Genomic DNA, 18,677 nt, shown 5'->3' on the forward strand with positions numbered 1-18,677 from the left:
GGACACCGGGGTCCGAACGCCCGGTACCCCGGCCGAGGGCGACTTAGCTCACGTCCCGTCGGGCGGGCGGTTCGGGGTCGGCCGGCTCGATGGCGCCGCGCTGCTCCAGTTCCCGCAGCAGGTCCTGGATCTCCGAGCGGATCCAGTCCCGGGTGGCCACCTCGCCCATGCCCATGCGCAGCGAGGCGAGTTCCCGGGTGAGGTACTCGGTGTCGGCGATGCTGCGCTCGTTGCGCTTGCGGTCCTGCTCCAGGTTGACCCGGTCGCGGTCGTCCTGCCGGTTCTGCGCCAGCAGGATCAGTGGGGCGGCGTACGAGGCCTGGAGGGAGAGCATCAGGGTCAGGAAGATGAACGGGTAGCGGTCGAAGCGCAGTTCCACCGGGGCCAGGCTGTTCCAGCTGACCCACCAGATGATCACCACGGTCATCCACACCAGGAAGCGCCCGGTGCCCAGGAACCGGGCGACCCGCTCCGACAGCCGCCCGAAGGCGTCCGGGTCGAAGCTGGGCAGCGGACTGCGGCGCGGGGCTCTGGGGATGTCCAGCCGTACCCGTGAACTCCGGCGCGGGGCCGGGGGGTTGGCTCGTTCGGTGCGTGTGCCGCGGTCCTCGCGCTCAGCCATGTACGGGCTCCCGGTCGGTGAGTTCCCAGCGGTCCTGGGTGCCGTGGGCGGCCGAGTCCCGCCAGTCCTCGGGCAGCAGCCGGTCCAGTACGTCGTCCACGGTGACCGCGCCCAGCAGGTGACCGCCCTCGTCCACGATCGGCGCGGCCACCATGTTGTAGGTGGCCAGGTAGCCGGTGACGGCCGGCAGCGGGGTCTCGGGCGGCAGGGGGCGCAGGTCGGTGTCGACGATGGAGCCGACCAGGGTGGGCGGGGGGTCGCGCAGCAGCCGCTGGAAGTGGATCAGCCCCAGGTACTTGCCGGTCGGTGTCTGGTCCGGGGGCCGGCAGACGTACACCTGCGCGGCCAGGGGCGCGGGCAGGTCCTCGGCCCGCACCCGGGCCAGGGCCTCGGCGACGGTGGCGTCCGGGCCGAGCACGATGGGCTCGGTGGTCATGATGTTGCCGGCGGTGCCCTCCTCGTACGACAGCAGCCGGCGTACCGGCTCCGCGTCGTCCGGCTCCATCAGGGTCAGCAGCCGCTCCTTGTCCTCCTCCGGCAGCTCGGACAGCAGGTCGGCGGCGTCGTCGGGGTCCATGGCCTCCAGCACGGTGGCCGCCCGCTCCTCCTGGAGCTTGCCGAGGATCTCCACCTGGTCGTCCTCGGGGAGTTCCTCCAGTACGTCGGCCAGCCGTTCGTCCTGGAGGGCGGCGGCCACCTCCAGTCGCCGTTTGGCCGACAGGTGGTGCAGGACGTTGGCGAGGTCGGCGGGGCGCAGCTGCTCGAAGGTGGCCAGCAGGTTGGCGGCGCCCTGCTCCTGCTCGTCCACCGAGAAGCCGGTGACCGCCGACCACTCCACGGTCAGGGTCTCCCCGCGTCCACCGACCGAGGGGGTGCCCCGGCGCAGCAGCTTGGGGCGCAGGGCGCCGGACCTCGCCCGGCGGACGAAGACCTTGTCGATCTGCCAGTCGCGGCGGGCCGGGAGCTGGGTGATGCCCACGTCCAGGACGGTGACCACGTCGCCCTCCGGGGCCCGGCCCCCGTCCGGCGTACCGGCTTCCCCCGAGGTGTCCCGGTCCGCCTCGGACCTGTCGGGGTCGACCAGTCGTACCCTGCGGTCCAGCAGTTCGCCGAGGATCAGGGTCTCGCCGGGGCGCTGTTCGAAGCGGCGCATGTTGAGCACCCCGGTGGTGATGACCTGGCCGGACTCGACTCCGGTCACCCGGGTCATGGGCAGGAAGATCCGTCGGCGGGTGACGACCTCCACCACCAGGCCCAGCACTCCGGGGGGCCGTCCGCCGACCCGGAGTACGGCGACCACGTCGCGTACCCGTCCGACCTGGTCGCCGTTGGGGTCGAACACGGCGACGCCGGAGAGATGGGAGACGAAGACGCGGGTGGGGCCTGCGGGCATGGTGGCCTCCTCCTCGCCGAATTGTGGTGGATCACGCGGTATGTGGGGCTAAGGCTAGCTCGCGCTCTACGACTGCCGCCCGAGGCCTCCACCACATGCGCACCCGGAGGCTTGTGGGGCGACCGGTAGGGTGCCGTCATCGCTCCCCCCGCCGTCGATCCTAAGGATGCGCGTACGTGAGTAAGGTGCCCGGTAGTCGAGGTCGAGCGGCCGTGGCCTTAGGCGCCGTGGTGTCGGTGGCCCTGCTCGCCTCGTGCGGCAAGAGCGACCCGAACGAGGGCACCAACGGGGTGGGACGTAAGAGCGCCAAGCAGATCGAGCGGCAGGCCCGGTCCAGCGCCGAGCGGGCCAAGGCGGTGCACCTCTCCGGCAAGGTGCGCAGCGGCAAGCGGGACTACCGGCTGGACATGCGGCTGACGGACACCGGGGCGGTGGGCGAGGTGTCCGCCCAGGGGGGCGAGCGGTTCCAACTGCTGCGGGTGGACCGTGACCTGTACCTCAAGGCGGGTACGGCGTTCTGGGCCCGGCAGCACAAGACCGGCAAGCGGCCCACCAGCGCGGACGTGGCGGCGGCCAGGAAGCTGAACGGGAAGTACGTCAAGGTGCCGCACAAGGACCGGGCGTACCGCCAACTGCGGGGCTTCACCGACATGGAGGTGATGCTCGACGGCGTGCTGGACCTCAACGGGAGCCGGGAGAAGGGCACCTACGGCGAGGTGGACGACACCCGTACCGTCGCCGTGACGGCCGACAAGGGGCACGGCGGGATCATGGAGGTCTCCCTGGAGGGCACCCCGCACCCCCTGCGGGTGGAGCGCGGGGGAGACGCCGGGGTGGTGGTGCTGTCCGACTGGAACAAGCGGCTGACCCTGCGCGCACCGCGCAAGGAGAACGTGGTGGACTACGGCAAGTCCATCTCGGCTGACTGAGGAACCCGGCATGAGCAGACCACCCACCCTTCGGCTTCCCTCCACCGCCCGCCCCGGCCGACTCGCCACCGAGCGCGGGGAGTTCGCCGTGCTGTGGTCCGAGGAGCGGCCGGACGCCGAGCCCCGGTACGGCACCGCCCTGCTGGTGCCGGGCTTCACCGGGAGCAAGGAGGACTTCCTCCCTCTGTTGGAGCCGCTGGCCCGGGCGGGTTTCCGGGTCTGCGCCGTCGACGGCCGGGGGCAGTACCAGAGCGCCGGGCCCCGGGAGGAGTCGGCCTACGCCCAGGAGGAGCTGGTCCGGGACGTACTGGCCCAGACCCGGGCCCTGGGGGGCACCGCGCACCTGTTGGGGCACTCCTTCGGCGGCCAGGTCTGTCGGGCGGCGGTGCTGGCCGACCCGGAGCCCTTCGCCTCGCTGACCCTGCTCAGCTCCGGCCCCGGCGCGGTGCACGCGGACCAGCGGGCCCGGCTGGAGGTGCTGGGGCCCGCGCTGCGGCAGCTGCCGATGGAGAAGATCTGGCAGATGATCTCCCAGATGGACCCCCCGGAGGCGCCCGGCCAGGAGACCCCGGCCGAGGTGCGGGAGTTCCTTCGGGACCGTTGGCTGGGTACCGAACCCGCCCAACTCCTGGCCGCCGGCGCCCAGTTGCTGGTCGAGCCGGACCGTAGCGAGGAACTGTCCGCCAGCGGGGTACCGGTGCACGTGGTCAGCGGGGAGCGGGACTACGCCTGGCCGGTGGAGTCGCTCGCCGACATGGCGAAGCGGCTGGACGCCCCGCACACCGTGATCGAGGGGGCGGAGCACTCGCCCAACGTGGAGCGGCCCGAGGTCACCGCCGAGGCGCTGGCGGACTTCTGGCGCCGGCACGCCGGCTGATCCGGCGGCCGGTTCAGCCGGTGTACGGCCGGGCCCCGGTGGCCCGGGCCACCAGCCGCTGGTACACCTCCGGGTCGGTGGTGTGCTCGCCCAGCTCGCAGGTCTTGCGGCTGCCGTGGTAGTCGCTGGAACCGGTGGCCAGCAGGCCCAACTCCCGGGCCAGGCCGTGGAGTTGGTCGCGGGTGGCCGGGTCGTGGTCCATGTGGTCGGCCTCCACCCCGTCCAGTCCGGCCTCGGCCAGCTCGGCGATGGCCTCCGGCGGTACGCACCGTCCCCGCTTGGTCGCCAGCGGGTGGGCGAAGACCGCGACACCGCCGGCCCCCTTGATCAGCCGCAGCGCCCGGAACGGGTCCAGCTCGTGCTTGGGGACGAAGGCCCGCCCGTCGTCGGCGATCCACTCCCCGGTGAACGCCTCGGAGACGGAGCCCACGGTGCCGGTCTCCACCAGCGCGGTGGCGATGTGGGGGCGCCCGACCGCCCCGTCACCGGCGATCTCGGCGACCCGTTCCCAGGTGATCGGCACCCCCAGCTCCACCAGGCGGGCCACGATGGCCTGCGCCCTGGGGAGCCGGTCGTCCCGCACCAGGTCCCGGGCACGGCGGAACTCCGGCTCCTCGGGGTCGAACAGGTACGCCAGCATGTGCAGGGTGATCCCGTTCCAGCGGCACGACATCTCGGCCCCGGTCACCAGGGTCAGCCCCGGGGGCAGCGCCCGTATCGCCTCCGGGTGACCGGCGACCGTGTCGTGGTCGGTGAGGGCCACCACGTCCAGGCCGGCCCGGGCGGCGCCGCGTACCAGCTCGGCGGGGGAGTCGGTGCCGTCCGAGGCGGTGGAGTGGGTGTGCAGGTCGATGCGCACGGGATACGGCCTCCGGGGTCGACGAGGGGCTGCCGGGGTCTGCTGGCAGCCTACGGGTTGGCCCCCGGTACGCGGTCCCGGGGACGACCGCCGGCATCTGGCGGGCGGTCGGTGACCGGGGAGAGCCGGACTGGTGCCGGGTCGGCCCGGCGAGCGGGAGGTCAGCCCAGGATGCGCGGGGACAGGGCGCCGCAGGGGAGCAGGTCCAACTCGGCGCCGGCGTCCCGGAGGTCGGCCAGCACCAGGTCGTCGTAGAGCAGCAGCCCGGAGGGTTCGGGCCACAGCACCGCCCACAGCCACAGGCCCAGGGCCTCGCCGGCGAAGACGGCGCGATCCTTGGGGGCGCCGTCCACCGGCCACAGCGGGGTGGGCCGGCCGGCGGCGATCACCTTGACCTCGGGCGGGCGGTCCACCCGCATGTGGGCGCCGGGGTCCGGTCCGGGTACTCCGGCGTACCGGGCACCGAGTCCGACGCCCAACTCCTCGGCGATCAGCAGCAGTTCACCGGGGCCGTCCAGCAGTCCGGGGCCGGAGCAGGCGACGGCGGTGGCCCGACCTCCGCTGCGGTCGTCACCGGCGGAGACCACCCCGGTGAACAGCCAGCCGACCGGCAGGGGCCAGGGCATCCACACCGGGACCTGGGCGCGGCTGAGGACCACCCCGAGGGCTTCGACGCTGGGAGGGAGGACAGGCTGGAGAGGGTGCACCACCCCGTGCACCTCGCACTGCCAGGTGTCGGCGAAGAGTCCGGGTGCCCGGACACGGCCACCGCACTTCGGGCAACTCGGTTCGCCCCTCATGAGGTCCCACGGTCCTCCCCTGTCGGCGTCCCGTCAAGGACGATCACTCCGTCGGGGCCCGGGGTGGGCCGACCCCATGTGGGTGCATGTTGCAGTTATTTGCTTCGCTAAGTTAACTTCTTTTCGGGGTGGACGGCCACCCCCGGCGACCGGACGGACGACGGCACCGACGATCCGACAGTGAGGAGCACCACGCCATGACGGTCCACCAGCCAGACCCCCTCGACCAGGGAGCCGGCGCCATCCTGCGGCAACCCGGCGCCGTCTGGGCCACCGCCTCCGCCGCCGTGGTCGCCTTCATGGGCATCGGACTGGTCGACCCGATCCTGCCCTCCATCGCCACCGGCCTGGACGCCTCGCCCAGCCAGGTCTCGCTGCTGTTCACCTCGTACTTCCTCATCACCGCCCTCGCCATGCTGCTCACCGGCTTCGTCTCCAGCCGGATCGGCCCCCGCCGCACCCTGCTGCTGGGCCTCGCCCTGGTCGTGGTGTTCGCCGCCCTCTCCGGCGGCTCCCAGAGCGTTCCCGAACTCGTCGGCTTCCGCGCCGGCTGGGGGCTGGGCAACGCCCTGTTCGTCTCCACCTCGCTGGCGGTGATCGTCGGCGCGGCCTCCGGGGGAAGCGCCGCCGCGATCCTCCTCTACGAGTCCGCCCTCGGCCTCGGCATGGCCTGCGGCCCCCTGCTGGGCGCCCTCCTCGGCGACCTCAGCTGGCGCTACCCCTTCTTCGGCACCGCCGCCCTGATGGCCCTCGGCTTCCTGGCCATCAGCGTCTTCCTCAAGGAGCAACCCCGGCCGGCCCGCCGGGTCTCCCTCGCCGACCCCCTGCGCGCCCTCGGACACCGGGGACTGGCCGCCACCTCGGCCGCCGCCTTCCTCTACAACTACGCCTTCTTCACGGTGCTGGCCTTCACCCCCTTCGTCCTGCGGATGTCCCCCTACCGTTCGGGCGCGGTGTTCTTCGCCTGGGGCGTCCTGCTCGCCGTGTTCTCCGTACTGATCGCCCCACGGCTCCAGGAACGCCTGGGCTCCCTGCGGGTGTTGACGCTCTCCCTGGTGCTGCTCGCCGCCGACCTGCTGCTCATCGGCTACGGCGGCCACACCGCCGCCATTGCCGGTACCGTGCTGTCCGGCGCGCTGATCGGCGTCAACAACACCGTGTTCACCGAACTCGCCCTCGGGGTCAGCGACGCGCCCCGCCCGGTGGCCAGCGCCGGCTACAACTTCGTACGGTGGTTCGCCGCCGCCGCGGCACCCTTCCTCGCGCCCCGCGTCGAGGAGTGGACCAACGCCCGGATGCCCTTCGTCATCGCCGCCGTCACCGCACTGCTCGGCGCGACGGTGGTACGCCTGCGCTCGGCCGACCTGGACCGGCTGGCCCACGAGAAGGCCGCGCCACACCCGGCCGGGTCGACCCCGGCCACCCCGACGCCCGCCACCAGGAGCTGAGCGCCGGCGAGGGGCTCCTCGTGGGGGCGGCGCGGTGGCCGAAGTACGAGGGCCGGGCCCGCCGGGTGTCCTGGGTGCCGGATCGAGGGCCGCCCCGCCCCCTCGCGGCACGCCCCCGTGGGTCTTCGCCTTCACGCCGACCCGGGCGCCGTCAACACCCCGACCCTCCGCGACTGGGGCGAGGGCGAGCTGCTCTGCGCCCGGTCAGCGGAGCGACTGGGCCAGGGCGTTCACCGACCCAGACCCCGCACGGCCCTGGGCTTCGACGACGTGTTCCTCCAGACCGAACGCGCCGAGGTCGGCTTCCCGGCCGGCGCCCACGGCCGGGGCTTCCCCAGCGAGCCAGGCCCGGAGGCGGTGCCGGACCGCCAGGGGTGACGACCAGTCATCGCCCCGGCTGTGCCCGGGGAGCCGGACCGCCGGCCCGGGGGAGCCCGCTCAGACCACCATGACGCGGCGACCGCGGGTGTGACCGGCCTGGCTGTCGATGTGGGCCGCCGCGGCCTCGGCGAGCGGGTACGACCTCTCGACCGGGATGTGGAGCCTTCGCCGGGTGATGAGGTCGACGGCCTCGGCGAGCGCGTCCGGCACACTCCCGGCCGTACCGGAGAACCGGACACCGAACTGCGGCGCGTCGAGATCGGCGATGGAGACCACCTTCCGCGGGTCCCCGGTCAGCTGGACGAGTTCGCGGATGACGCCCGAGCCGGCGAGGTCGAGGGCCGCGTCGACACGGCCGAGCCGCCCGACCCGTTCCACCCAGCCCTCGCCGTACGTCGTGGCGAGGGCGCCCAGGCTCCGTAGGTAGTCCTGGTTCGCGGCCCCGGCGATGCCGATCACCGTGATGCCCCGGTCGCGAGCGATCTGGAGCACCGCCGATCCGACTCCCCCCGAGGCGCCGCTGACCAGCAGCGTCTGTCCGGGCCGCACGTCGACCTCGCGGAGGACGCGCAGCGCGGTCTCCACCACGGAGGGGTACCCGGCGGCCTCTTCGAACGTCAGCCCCTCGGGGATACGGGCCCAGGCCGACAGCACGGCGAACTCGGCGTAGGTGCTGGAGCCCTCGCCGAACACGTGGTCGCCGACCTGGACTCCGTCGACGTCCTCGCCCACCTGGTCCACCACCCCGGCGGCGTCCAGCCCGACTCCGGCGGGCAACTCGGTCGGATGGGCCTTGAGGACCTGACCTTCCCGGACCCTCCAGTCGGCGGGGTTCACGCCCGCCGCCCGCACGGCGATACGCACCTGGCCGGGGCCCGCGTGGGGCTCCTCGGCGTCTATGAGTCGCAGGACGTCTGGACCGCCGAACTCGGCGAAGCTCACTTTTCTCATGCGGGGAAACGTAGCACTAACGGTTAGTGTTTTGCAGTTGCTTCAGTTTCGTATCTGATAGCTTTCGGCGATGACCGTGTCGCCCGGACGTCGTGAGCGTAAGAAGGCCGCGACCCGCGAGAAGATCGCCGGCACCGCCGTGCGGCTCTTCCTGGAGCGTGGGTACGAGGCGGTGGGTATCCGCGAAGTGGCCGCCGAGGCCGACGTGGCCGTCACCACGCTGTTCTCCCACTTCGGCTCCAAGGAGGCCCTGGTCTTCGAGCGGGACGAGGACTTCGAGCAGCGCCTCACGCGGGCGGTCACCGGGCGGGCGCCACACGAGCCGCTCCTCCCGGCGCTGCGCCGCGAGGTCCAGGCCCTGGTGCGCCACTGCACGGGAGACGACGCCGCCCCGATCCGGCGCATGATCGACGAATCGCCCACCCTGCGGAAGTACGAGGAGTCGATGGGGCTGCGCCACGCGGAGGCGCTGGCGGTCGCCCTCACTGCCGACCCCGACCTGCCGCAGACCGCGACGGCGTGCCGGACGCTCGCGAGGTTCGTGATCGACGCCTACGCGCTGGCCCGTGAGGCGGCCGAGCCGGAGGCCACGGTGGACGAGGTCTTCCAGATGATCGAGGCGGCCTGGGAGGTCGCCCGCCCATCCCGAGACGAGTAGCGCTTCACCTGTCCGCCGGGACGGCCCCCGCTACCCCCGGCACGGTGTTCGGCCCCTGACCGTGGGCCGGTCCGTCCTGGGGCCGCCCTCTCCACGGCCAACGCGCGGGCGAGGTCAGAGCCCGGAGGAACGGACCAGGACCGCGGGATGCCGCCGGGTCAGGGCGACTCCCGAACCCACTGACAAGCCGCTCCCCTGAGAGTGGGTCACTACTCCAGCGCCACCGGAGCGCGCCCGGGGTCCCGCAGGTCGGTGCCCCGGGCGAGCCAGCGCTCCTCCAGGGCCGCCGCCCCGTGCACCCGCTTCCAGGCGGCCTCGGTCGGGGTCATCGGCAACAGGGGCAGGAACCGCACCGGCTCCATCGGCTCGGGCAACTCCACGTCCGGCAGCAGCCCACCCGGTTCCGCCACCAGCACCGAGGTGAACGGCGCGCCCCGCCAGAGGGGTTCACCCACGTCCAGCGAGGCACCGGGGCTGACCACCACCCCCTCGACCTGGGGCGAGGCGGCCAGCACCGCCAGGGGGCGCAGCACCGTGTCGACCTCCGCCAGCCGGCCGTGCCCCGGCCCCTCACCCACCCGTACCGTCAACACCAGTTCCGCGCGGGGGCCGCGTACCGGATCGGCCAGTACGGCGGTGGGGTCGGCCATCGGCGCCGCCGACATGCCGAGGGTCACGTAGCGGACCAACTCCCCGTCCAGGTAACGCGCGACCTCGATCCGCTCCGCGCCCAGGAAGGTCACCCCGGCCCTGGCGTCGGGCTCGCCCCACAGCTCGGTCAGCCGGTCCGTCACCCGCCGCAGCACATCGGTCATGCGGTGAGCATAGGGCGGTCGACGCGCGGCGGCGCCGGGTGGTGGGCGGCACGACCGGGGGCCGTACGAGGCGCCTGGGGCGGGGCGAGTCATCAGTTGGTAAAACCCGTTGCGCTCCCCTCGATTTCCCGTTCGGATGGCCGGAGCCACCCCGCACCAGTGCTACGGTTGCAGCCGGTTAGGGCTTGTACGGATATTCCCTCCGGGGACTGACAGGAGGAGGTGGAGCTGGCATGGATCCGAGTCGACCGTGCAGTACCAGCGGCTCTCCCGAACGTCAGTCGTCCACCCGCGTCTGACGCTTCGTTCCCTCCCGATACCGGCGTTCCCGCCGCCCGTTGGCGGCCGTCGCCCAGGGGGTTCGGCCGGGAGAGCGGCCCGCACGCACTCTCCCCCCACCGAGAAGATTCCCGCGTCCGCCGTCCCGTCCGCGCGGTGCCCGCTTTGGTGACCTCCGGCACGCCTTCGTAGGTCCTCATTCCGGGCAGCGCTGCGCCCGTCGACGGCCCGGCCCCCAAGGAGCCCAGCATGTCGATGATCCGCGACCTGCGCGCCGTGGTCCGCCCCTCCCGCCGTCGGGGCAAGCAGTCCCCGTACCACTACGACAACACCCGGAACCTCAAGGCCAGCGCGGTCGTCGACTGCGCCGTCTACAGCTCGGGACGTCGGATCAAGGAGCAGCTCACCCCCGCCGAGGCGCTGCGCCGGGTGCGTGCCGAGGACGGCGACAGCTTCGTGTGGATCGGCCTCCACGAGCCCACCGAGGCCGAGTTCTCCGGCATCGCCACCGAGTACGGGCTGCACCCGCTGGCCGTCGAGGACGCGGTGGTCGCCCACCAGCGGCCCAAGCTGGAGCGGTACGACGACAGCCTGTTCACCGTCCTGAAGACCATCCACTACGTCGAGCACACCGAACTCACCCCCAACAGCGAGGTGGTGGAGACCGGCGAGGTGATGTGCTTCACCGGACGGGACTACATCATCACCGTCCGGCACGGCGGCCAGGGCTCCCTGCGCGCCCTGCGGCACCGGCTGGAGGAGGACCCCGAACTGCTCGCCAAGGGGCCCTCGGCGGTGCTGCACGCCATCGCCGACCAGACCGTGGACGGCTACCTGGCGGTCGCCGACGCCGTGCAGATGGACATCGACGAGGTGGAGATCGAGGTCTTCTCCGAGAACGCCGGCTACGGCAGGCGCGGCGGGGACGCCGGACGCATCTACCAACTCAAGCGCGAGGTACTGGAGTTCAAGCGCGCCGTCTCCCCGCTGATGCGCCCCATGCAGCTGCTCAGCGAGCGGCCCACCCGGCTGATCGACCCCGACATCCAGAACTACTTCCGGGACGTCGCCGACCACCTCACCCGGGTCAACGACCAGGTGCTGGGCTTCGACGACCTGCTGAACTCCATCCTCCAGGCCAACCTCGCCCAGGCCACCGTCGCCCAGAACGAGGACATGCGGAAGATCACCTCCTGGGCGGCCATCTTCGCCGTGCCCACGATGATCGCCGGCATCTACGGGATGAACTTCGACTACATGCCCGAGACCGAGTGGCGCTTCGGCTACCCCGCCGTACTGCTGCTCACCGTCGGGGTCTGCGCCGTCATCCACCGGGGCTTCCGCCGCAACGGCTGGTTGTGACCCGACACCGGAAGCGGCTCCCTGACCCGCCCCGTTCCCCGGACACCCCCTAGTCTGCCTCCATGACACAGCCATCCCCGCCACGGCCGCCCGCCGCCCAGGACCGGTTGCTGGACCGGGCGCTGATCGAGGAGGCCACCAAGAAGTCCGGCTTGGTCTGGGTACGCGGCCCCCAGGGGCCGGCCCGCTCGCTGTGGCACCTGTGGCACGAGGACGCCGTGCTGCTGGTCGGCGGCCCCGGTGAACAGCCCCTGGACGGCCTGGAGTTGACCGACGGCGGCACCGCCGAGGTCAGTGTCCGCAGCAAGGACAAGGGCGGCCGACTGGTGGTGTGGCCGGCCACCGTACGGGAGTTGGCGCCGGACACCGAGGAGTGGCGGGAGGCCGTGGAGCAGTTGCGGGGCAAGCGGCTCAATGCCCCGGACGCCGAGCGGCTGCCCGAGCGCTGGGCCCGCGAGTGCCGGGTGCTCCGACTCCAGCCGGCCGGCCCCTCCACCCAGGCGCCCGGGAGGATGCCGGACGGTTCCGGGTCGGCCGCGCCCAGGCCCACCCCGGTCACCACCCGCCGGGCGATGCCCGCCGGGTTGCCCCGGCTGCTGTTCCGTCGCCGCTCCCGGAGCTGACCGACGCCGTGGTCCGCGCGACCGACCGGGCGGCCACACTTCGGGTGGGTGACCTGGCGCGCCCGTAGGTGGCTGGGGCGGCGGAAGTGTTGGGCTCGACTCGCGGCCGGTCCGGGGAGGCCCCGGGCCGGCGCCACGTGTCCGGCCCGGGCCGTGCTCGGCGGACACCATGGCGTACGACGGTGCCGCCCGACCGATCCGGGCCACCCGGACGACACGAGGGGGGCGTCCCCGGCCGTAGCCGGAGACGCCCCCCTCGTTCGGGTTCACCCGTGCGTCAGCGCGTCAGCTCTCGGAGCCGGTGTTCGCCTCCGCGCCGCCCCGACGGGTACGGCGACGACGGCGGGGCCGGGAACCGGCACCCTCGGCGCCCTGCTCCGGTGCGGGGGTACCGCCCTCGGAGTGCCCGCCGCTGTCCGTGGCGGCGGCGGAGGCCGGACGCCCGGAACGGGACCGGGTACGGCGGCGCCGTGGGCGGGACGGCTCGGCCGCCTTCTCACCCTCGGCACCCTCCGTACGCCCGGACTCGGGGGAGGCGTCGGAGTCCTGGTGCTCCACCGTCACCCCGCCACGGGTACGGCGACGCTGCCGGTTCGTCCGCTGGGGGCGTTCCCGCTCCCGCTCGCGGTCTCGACCCCGGGAGCCACGGCCACTCCGGGAGGAGGAGCGGCCACCCGGCTCGCCCAGGTCCTCGACCTCCTCGGCGGCCAGCCCGGCCCGGGTCCGCTCGGCGCGCGGCAGCACGCCCTTGGTCCCCTCCGGGATGTTCAGCGCCTCGTACAGGTGCGGGGAGGTGGAGTAGGTCTCCTCCAGCTCGTGGAAGTCCAGCCCCAGCGCCTTGTTGATCAGCTGCCAGCGGGGGATGTCGTCCCAGTCGACCAGGGTCACCGCGATGCCGGTGTTGCCGGCCCGGCCGGTGCGGCCGATGCGGTGCAGGTAGGTCTTCTCGTCCTCGGGCGTCTGGTAGTTGATGACGTGGGTGACGCCCTCGACGTCGATGCCCCGGGCGGCGACGTCGGTGCACACCAGCACGTCCACCTTGCCGTTGCGGAAGGCCCGGAGCGCCTGTTCCCGGGCACCCTGGCCCAGGTCGCCGTGGACCGAGCCGGAGGCGAAGCCCCGACGGGACAACTGGTCGGCGACGTCGGCGGCGGTGCGCTTGGTGCGGCAGAAGATCATCGCCAGCCCGCGTCCCTCGGCCTGGAGGATGCGCGCCACCATCTCGGGCTTGTCCATCGAGTGGGCCCGGAAGACGTGCTGGGTGGTGTTGGCGACGGTCAGGCCCTCGTCGTCCGGCACCGCGGCACGGATGTGGGTGGGCTGGCTCATGTAGCGGCGGGCCAGCGAGATGACCTGTCCCGGCATGGTCGCCGAGAACAGCATGGTCTGCCGCTTGGCCGGCAGCATCTGGACGATCTTCTCGACGTCCGGCAGGAAGCCGAGGTCCAGCATCTCGTCGGCCTCGTCCAGCACCAGGGTGCGGATCTCGGAGAGCCGAAGCTTGCGTTGGCCGGCCAGGTCCAGCAGTCGACCCGGGGTGCCGACGACCACGTCGACGCCCTTCCTGAGGGCCTCGACCTGCGGTTCGTAGGCACGCCCGCCGTAGATCGACAGCACGCGGACGTTACGTACCTTGCCGGCGGTCAGCAGGTCGTTGCTGACCTGGTTGCACAGCTCACGGGTCGGGACGACCACCAGCGCCTGGGGCGCGTCGCTGAGCTGCTCGGGAGTGGCCCGACCCGACTCGACGTCGGCGGGCACGGTCACGGACTCCAGGACCGGCAGACCGAAACCGAGGGTCTTGCCGGTACCGGTCTTCGCCTGGCCGATCACGTCGGTGCCGGCGAGAGCGACCGGGAGGGTCATCTCCTGGATGGGAAACGGTGTGGTGATGCCGACGGCCTCCAGGGCCTCGGCTGTCTCGGGAAGAATCCCCAGATCTCGAAACGTCGTGGACAGGATGCTTGCCTCTTCTGTGTGTCGCGAGACGGACACGGCCTCCGGCTCCCTGACGGAAGTCTCACGGCGAAGCGAGCGGAAGGGTCGACCGCTCCGTGGGCGGGCCTGGCCGGCCTGCCGCTACGGTGCGGGACCACTAGCTCTCGCTCAAGCGCCGTCTCGCGCGAGCGGTCCCCTGGTACGTGGCGCACATCCCTGGGGACGCGCGCTCCCCGCGAAAGGGGCGGTCTGGTCGGAGCCGATCGGGCCACCGACCGGGCATCCGCAATCATGCGTGGACCCACCATGGTCCGATGGGCCTCTAGCACTGTACCCCGGGATCCGGTGTTTGGGGGTGGGTCGCGCACTGTGCGAGCGGTCACGTACCGGCCGGCACCCCCGGGACGCCGATCGCCCTCCCGTCACCGTCCGGCGGGGTGACCGGCGGGTCGGTCCGGGGTGGGGGCCGGCTATCGTGACGGGTCATGGACACCCCTGACGAGACCGTTGACCAAGCCTCCGAGGAGCCGGACCAGGGCGGTACCGCCCCTCGTATCGCCGGACTGAACTGGGCGGAGGCGTCGAAGGAGCCGCAGTACCGGGCGGCGGTGGTGGACCTGCTCGGCGCGCTGGCCTACGGCGAACTGGCCGCCTTCGAGCGGCTGGCGGAGGACGCCAAGATGGCCCCGAGCCTGGCGGACAAGGCGGAACTGGCGGCCATGGCCTCGGCGGAGTTCCACCACTTCGAGCAGTTGCGGGACCGGCTGCGGGCCATCGACGTACAGCCGACCGAGGCGATGGAGCCGTTCGCGGGGCCGCTGGACGAGTTCCACCGGCAGACCGCCCCCTCGGACTGGCTGGAGGGGCTGATCAAGGCATACGTCGGTGACTCCATCGCCTCCGACTTCTACCGCGAGGTGGCCAGCCGGCTGGACTCCGACACCAGGAGCCTGGTGCTGTCCGTGCTGGACGACACCGGTCACTCCAGCTTTGCCGTCGCCAAGGTGCGTACGGCCATCGAGGAGGACCCCAGGGTGGGCGGCCGGCTGGCCCTGTGGGCCCGACGGCTGATGGGGGAGGCCCTGTCGCAGGCGCAGCGGGTGGTCGCCGACCGGGACGCGCTGTCCACCATGCTGGTCGGCGGGGTGGCCGACGGCTTCGACCTGGCCGAGGTCGGCCGGATGTTCTCCCGTATCACCGAGGCCCACACCAAGCGGATGGCGGCGCTGGGCCTGGCCGCCTGACACACCTCCGGGCTCCCTCAAGGGGAGCCCGGACAGCCGGGGTTGGGCCCACCGTGGCGCGCGGCGTACGCGGGCGAGAGGGGCTCCCGCGCGTCGGCCGGCCTCGGCGGTGCTCCGTGAAGGGCGCTCTAACGGGCCGGGGGTGGTGTCATGCCGCCCCGGAAGGATCGGCCCACCGAGTCGCTCAGGGTCAGCGACAGCAGGGCCAGGCCCACGCCGAGAGCCACCGCGAAGGTGGCGAGGTGGTGGCCGGGACCGAGCACCACCCGGGTGATCAGCCCACCCAGCAGGGTGCCGAGGGTGCCGGTGGCGAGGGTCAGTGAGGGCTGGGGGAACCGTCCGGGCAGTCGCCACAGCGAGAGGGTCGACAGGGCGAGGCCGAGGAGCAGTGATCCCAGCGCTTCCCAGAACATGTGACCTCCAGACGCGGGTGTCCACGAAGGTGGTTCGCCTCCGTCGTACCCCCGTGTCCGCGCGGGTAACCCCGGACGGAGTACCGCGCTCGGCTCTCCGGTGGCGGATCGGCCGTGAACGTGCGAGGGGCGGAGACGCGTCACGCGTCTCCGCCCCTCGCGGTGTGGCTGTCCGCCGGATCAGAGGGCTCCGAAGCCCACCTTGCGGCTGGCGGCCTCACCGATCTCCACGTAGGCGAGCCGGTCGGACGGGACCAGCACCCGGCGGCCGTTCTCGTCCACCAGGCTCAGAAGCGGCTCCTTGCCGCTGAGCGCCGACGACACCGCGCTCTCGATCTCGTCGGCAGCCTGCGTGCTCTCCAGCACGATCTCGCGAGGAGCGTGCTGCACGCCGATCTTGACCTCCACGGCTATGTTCCCTCCGACGGTTCAGATCCCATGGCGCCCAGCCAGGGAGAATGCGCGGGCCAACCGCGCCGTACGGATCACAGGTTAGCCCGCGCGGGTCGTCACCGGAGGTGTCAGCCCGCACGCCCGGAGCGAACACGCCGCCCGTACGGGGCGGTTCGACGGCTGTTCGGTGGCCCTTCGGTGGCCGTTCGCCGCCTCAGCCCTGGAGGGGGAAGCCGGCGATGCCCCGCCAGGACAGCGAGGAGATCAGCTTGGAGGCGGCGTCCCGGGGGATGGGCTGCCCGGAGCTGAGCCAGTAGCGGGCGGTGATCTGGGCCATCCCGCACAGCCCGACGGCCAGCAGCATGGACTGTGCGGGCGGCAGGTTGGTGTCCTCGGTGATGACCTCGCTGACGGCCTCGGCGCAGTCCAGGCTGACCTGGTCCACCCGGTCCCGTACGGCCGGCTCGTTGGTGAGGTCGGACTCGAAGACCAGGCGGAAGGCGCCGCCCTCGTCCTCGACGTAGGCGAAGTAGGCGTCCATGGTGGCCGCCACCCGCTGCTTGTTGTCCGAGGTGGACTCCAGGGCGTTGCGGACCGCCTGGTTCAGGGCCTCGCAGTGCTGGTCGAGCAGGGCCAGGTAGAGGTCCAGCTTGCCGGGGAAGTGCTGGTACAGCACCGGCTTGCTGACTCCGGCGCGCTCGGCGATGTCGTCCATGGCCGCGGCGTGGTAGCCGGCGCGTACGAACACCTCCTGGGCCGCGCCCAGAAGTTGGTTGCGCCGTGCGCGCCGCGGCAGCCGGGTGCCGCGGGGGCGCGCCTCTGTCTGCTCGGTGGCTGTCACGCTGCCTCCCTGGGGGTCCCCCTGGTGAGCCAGGGTGAGTTGTGCGATGTGGGGTTCATACTTCGGTGCCCATCGTACTTTTGGGTAACTCCACTGTGGGGTCCACGGAACCGAATTCACCGCGGCGAACGGTGAAGGAATCGTGCTGGCGGTCCGCGAGTGGTGCGCCGGTGAGGGGGCCGGTGGCCCCGCAGCTCACCGGTAGTCCTCCTCGTCGTCCTCCACGACCCGGGTCTGCTCCCACGCGTCGGCCGGGTCCACCGCTTCTCCCACGCGACCGGTCATCGGGGCGTCGCGCTGCTGGAGCAGCTCGATCCGCTGCTCGGCGGCGTCGGCCTCCGGCGTCTCGAAGCCGGGGCCCTCGTCCTCGTAGCGGTCCTCGAAGGTCTCGGTCGGCTCGGTGGGGTCGACTGGCATAGCGGCACCTCTCTCCCGTGGGGTGTCCGAGCGGGCTGCGGGTTTCCCCTGCTTCGAGCCTACGACCCGTCTCGGAGCCGTGCGTCAACACGTCTGCCCAGAGAGCGCCCGGTCCCAACCCCCGTTTTCGACAGCTTCCACCGCGTCCTGACGGGGGACGTTCCGGCCGTTCCCGGCGATGTGAGTGCGCCCACAAGCCAGAGGGCGTGATCGTCTCGTAACATTGCCCCATGCCACCCTCCCCCTCCCCCTCGACCGGACCCGGCCTGCCCCGCACCGCCAAGGCGCCGCACCTCGTCGGCGCCCACACCCGGGAGGGGGAGACCCTCACCAGCGTCTCCCTGCCCCCGCTCGACCTGGCGGTACGGGCCAGACCGCCACGGCGCGAGGGCCTCGCCCCCGCGCTGCTGGTGCACGGACTGGGCGGCTCCTCCCAGAACTGGTCGAAGCTGATGGCCGAACTGGACGGGGAACTGGACTGCGAGGCGGTGGACCTGCCCGGCTTCGGTGACTCCCCGCCCCCGCCGAACCGCGACTACACCCTCACCGGCCACACCCGCGCCGTCATCCGCTACCTCGACGCCAGCCGTCGGGGACCGGTCCACCTGTTCGGCAACTCCATGGGCGGCGCAGTCGCCACCAAGGTCGCCGCCGCCCGGCCGGACCTGGTGCGCACCCTCACCCTGGTCTCTCCCGCCCTGCCGGAGTGGACCCCGCAGCGCACCGCCGTCCCCACCGCGCTGCTCGCGGTGCCCGGGGTGGTGGACCTGTTCACCCGGCTCACCCGGCACTGGACGGCCGAACAGCGGGCCCGCTCGGTGCTCGGCCTGTGCTACGGCGACCCCGCCCGGGTCACCCCCGAGGAACTCGCCCTCGCGGTGCGGGAGAGCGAACGGCGCCTGGAGCGGCCCCACTTCTGGGAGGCCCTGGCCGGTTCGGCACGCGGCATCGTCGACTCCTACACCCTGCTGGGCCGGCACTCCGGCTGGCGGCTGGCCACCCGGGTCAAGGCGCCCACCCTGCTGGTGTACGGCGGCCGGGACCAGCTGGTCAGGGCACGCAACGCCCGTAGGGCGGCCCGGGCCTTCGGGGTCTCCCGCACCTTGTTCCTGCCCGAGGCCGGGCACGTGGCGATGATGGAGTACCCGGAGCTGGTGGCCCAGGCGGCCAGGGAACTGATCCACGACGAGGCGGAGTTGACTGTGCCCGCGTCACGCGGTAACCCTGCCCCAACGGTGCGCGACGACGGCGGGCGCCGCGATCTCCTCACTGAGGCGACGGCCCATCCCGCCGCCAAGGACATCACCACCGACGCGGGCGGGAGCTGACGGGAAACGTGGGACGCCACAGTCGCCGACGAGGCGAATCCAGCGCACGTCCACAGCCGAGCGACGCCCCCTCGACCTCCGGTACCCCGACCTCCCCCGGAACCGC

Annotated in this window: 20 protein-coding genes; 9 read left to right on the forward strand and 11 right to left on the reverse strand. The window is 72.5% G+C overall.

The features are described 5' to 3' along the window. Positions 1 to 43: 43 nt before the first annotated feature. Positions 44 to 622, reverse strand: coding sequence for a DUF1003 domain-containing protein (locus ABZT14_RS06420; protein ID WP_356297872.1), 579 nt, complete (start codon positions 620 to 622; stop codon positions 44 to 46). Further along, on the reverse strand, positions 615 to 2,015 hold the full coding sequence (locus tag ABZT14_RS06425) for a CBS domain-containing protein (protein ID WP_356297874.1): 1,401 nt from the start codon (positions 2,013 to 2,015) through the stop codon (positions 615 to 617). Before ABZT14_RS06425 ends, ABZT14_RS06420 begins: the two co-directional genes overlap by 8 nt. A 212-nt stretch (positions 2,016 to 2,227) precedes the next feature. On the opposite strand from ABZT14_RS06425, the gene ABZT14_RS06430 reads away from it, so the two are divergent. Then, on the forward strand, positions 2,228 to 2,944 hold the full coding sequence (locus ABZT14_RS06430; protein ID WP_356297876.1) for a hypothetical protein: 717 nt from the start codon (positions 2,228 to 2,230) through the stop codon (positions 2,942 to 2,944). Between the two features lie 10 nt (positions 2,945 to 2,954). Further along, on the forward strand, positions 2,955 to 3,821 hold the full coding sequence (locus ABZT14_RS06435; protein ID WP_356297878.1) for an alpha/beta hydrolase: 867 nt from the start codon (positions 2,955 to 2,957) through the stop codon (positions 3,819 to 3,821). A 13-nt stretch (positions 3,822 to 3,834) separates the two neighbouring features. On the opposite strand, the gene ABZT14_RS06440 is transcribed toward ABZT14_RS06435, so the two are convergent. Together ABZT14_RS06440 and ABZT14_RS06445 are read right to left on the reverse strand one after the other, a co-directional pair. Then, entirely contained in the window at positions 3,835 to 4,680 is an 846-nt protein-coding gene (locus ABZT14_RS06440; RefSeq protein ID WP_356297880.1) for a PHP domain-containing protein, read from the reverse strand. A 161-nt stretch (positions 4,681 to 4,841) separates the two neighbouring features. Continuing rightward, on the reverse strand, positions 4,842 to 5,480 hold the full coding sequence (locus tag ABZT14_RS06445; RefSeq protein WP_356297882.1) for a DUF6758 family protein: 639 nt from the start codon (positions 5,478 to 5,480) through the stop codon (positions 4,842 to 4,844). Between the two features lie 197 nt (positions 5,481 to 5,677). On the opposite strand from ABZT14_RS06445, the gene ABZT14_RS06450 reads away from it, so the two are divergent. Both ABZT14_RS06450 and ABZT14_RS06455 read left to right on the forward strand, forming a co-directional pair. Further along, positions 5,678 to 6,928 (forward strand): MFS transporter, encoded by a 1,251-nt coding sequence (locus ABZT14_RS06450; RefSeq protein WP_356297884.1) that lies wholly within the window; start codon positions 5,678 to 5,680, stop codon positions 6,926 to 6,928. Between the two features lie 117 nt (positions 6,929 to 7,045). Next, positions 7,046 to 7,306: a hypothetical protein gene (locus ABZT14_RS06455; RefSeq protein WP_356297886.1), complete on the forward strand. Its 261-nt coding sequence runs from the start codon at positions 7,046 to 7,048 to the stop codon at positions 7,304 to 7,306. Positions 7,307 to 7,366: 60 nt separating this feature from the next. On the opposite strand, the gene ABZT14_RS06460 is transcribed toward ABZT14_RS06455, so the two are convergent. Further along, the gene (locus ABZT14_RS06460) at positions 7,367 to 8,260 is read right to left on the reverse strand and encodes an NADP-dependent oxidoreductase (RefSeq protein WP_356297887.1); all 894 of its coding nucleotides are present in this window, start codon (positions 8,258 to 8,260) and stop codon (positions 7,367 to 7,369) included. Positions 8,261 to 8,330: 70 nt separating this feature from the next. On the opposite strand from ABZT14_RS06460, the gene ABZT14_RS06465 reads away from it, so the two are divergent. Continuing rightward, positions 8,331 to 8,918, forward strand: coding sequence for a helix-turn-helix domain-containing protein (locus ABZT14_RS06465; protein WP_356297889.1), 588 nt, complete (start codon positions 8,331 to 8,333; stop codon positions 8,916 to 8,918). A 209-nt stretch (positions 8,919 to 9,127) separates the two neighbouring features. Here ABZT14_RS06465 and ABZT14_RS06470 read toward each other — a convergent pair whose 3' ends face one another. Next, on the reverse strand, positions 9,128 to 9,733 hold the full coding sequence (locus ABZT14_RS06470) for a suppressor of fused domain protein (RefSeq protein WP_356297891.1): 606 nt from the start codon (positions 9,731 to 9,733) through the stop codon (positions 9,128 to 9,130). Positions 9,734 to 10,261: 528 nt separating this feature from the next. On the opposite strand from ABZT14_RS06470, the gene ABZT14_RS06475 reads away from it, so the two are divergent. Both ABZT14_RS06475 and ABZT14_RS06480 read left to right on the forward strand, forming a co-directional pair. Continuing rightward, positions 10,262 to 11,374, forward strand: coding sequence for a magnesium and cobalt transport protein CorA (locus ABZT14_RS06475; protein ID WP_356297893.1), 1,113 nt, complete (start codon positions 10,262 to 10,264; stop codon positions 11,372 to 11,374). Positions 11,375 to 11,436: 62 nt separating this feature from the next. After that, on the forward strand, positions 11,437 to 11,997 hold the full coding sequence (locus tag ABZT14_RS06480) for a hypothetical protein (protein ID WP_356297895.1): 561 nt from the start codon (positions 11,437 to 11,439) through the stop codon (positions 11,995 to 11,997). Between the two features lie 285 nt (positions 11,998 to 12,282). Here ABZT14_RS06480 and ABZT14_RS06485 read toward each other — a convergent pair whose 3' ends face one another. Continuing rightward, positions 12,283 to 13,863, reverse strand: coding sequence for a DEAD/DEAH box helicase (locus ABZT14_RS06485; protein WP_356297897.1), 1,581 nt, complete (start codon positions 13,861 to 13,863; stop codon positions 12,283 to 12,285). A gap of 557 nt (positions 13,864 to 14,420) precedes the next feature. Between ABZT14_RS06485 and ABZT14_RS06490 the strand changes: the two genes are divergently transcribed. Further along, entirely contained in the window at positions 14,421 to 15,179 is a 759-nt protein-coding gene (locus ABZT14_RS06490; RefSeq protein WP_356297899.1) for a ferritin-like fold-containing protein, read from the forward strand. 128 nt (positions 15,180 to 15,307) lie between these two features. Here ABZT14_RS06490 and ABZT14_RS06495 read toward each other — a convergent pair whose 3' ends face one another. From ABZT14_RS06495 to ABZT14_RS06510, 4 genes are all read right to left on the reverse strand, one after another. Beyond that, complete coding sequence (locus ABZT14_RS06495) at positions 15,308 to 15,592, reverse strand: hypothetical protein (protein ID WP_356297901.1); 285 nt, start codon at positions 15,590 to 15,592, stop codon at positions 15,308 to 15,310. Positions 15,593 to 15,772: 180 nt separating this feature from the next. Beyond that, positions 15,773 to 16,000, reverse strand: coding sequence for a DUF3107 domain-containing protein (locus ABZT14_RS06500; RefSeq protein ID WP_356297903.1), 228 nt, complete (start codon positions 15,998 to 16,000; stop codon positions 15,773 to 15,775). Between the two features lie 199 nt (positions 16,001 to 16,199). After that, positions 16,200 to 16,826 carry a TetR/AcrR family transcriptional regulator gene (locus tag ABZT14_RS06505; RefSeq protein ID WP_356297905.1) on the reverse strand — a complete coding sequence of 209 codons (627 nt, stop codon included), beginning with the start codon at positions 16,824 to 16,826 and terminating at the stop codon, positions 16,200 to 16,202. Between the two features lie 195 nt (positions 16,827 to 17,021). Next, on the reverse strand, positions 17,022 to 17,243 hold the full coding sequence (locus ABZT14_RS06510) for a hypothetical protein (RefSeq protein ID WP_356297907.1): 222 nt from the start codon (positions 17,241 to 17,243) through the stop codon (positions 17,022 to 17,024). 230 nt (positions 17,244 to 17,473) lie between these two features. Between ABZT14_RS06510 and ABZT14_RS06515 the strand changes: the two genes are divergently transcribed. Next, the gene (locus tag ABZT14_RS06515; protein ID WP_356297909.1) at positions 17,474 to 18,571 is read left to right on the forward strand and encodes an alpha/beta hydrolase; all 1,098 of its coding nucleotides are present in this window, start codon (positions 17,474 to 17,476) and stop codon (positions 18,569 to 18,571) included. Positions 18,572 to 18,677: the final 106 nt, after the last annotated feature.

It is taken from the genome of Streptomyces sp. NPDC005438 (genome assembly GCF_040606315.1).
Classification (GTDB): domain Bacteria; phylum Actinomycetota; class Actinomycetes; order Streptomycetales; family Streptomycetaceae; genus Streptomyces.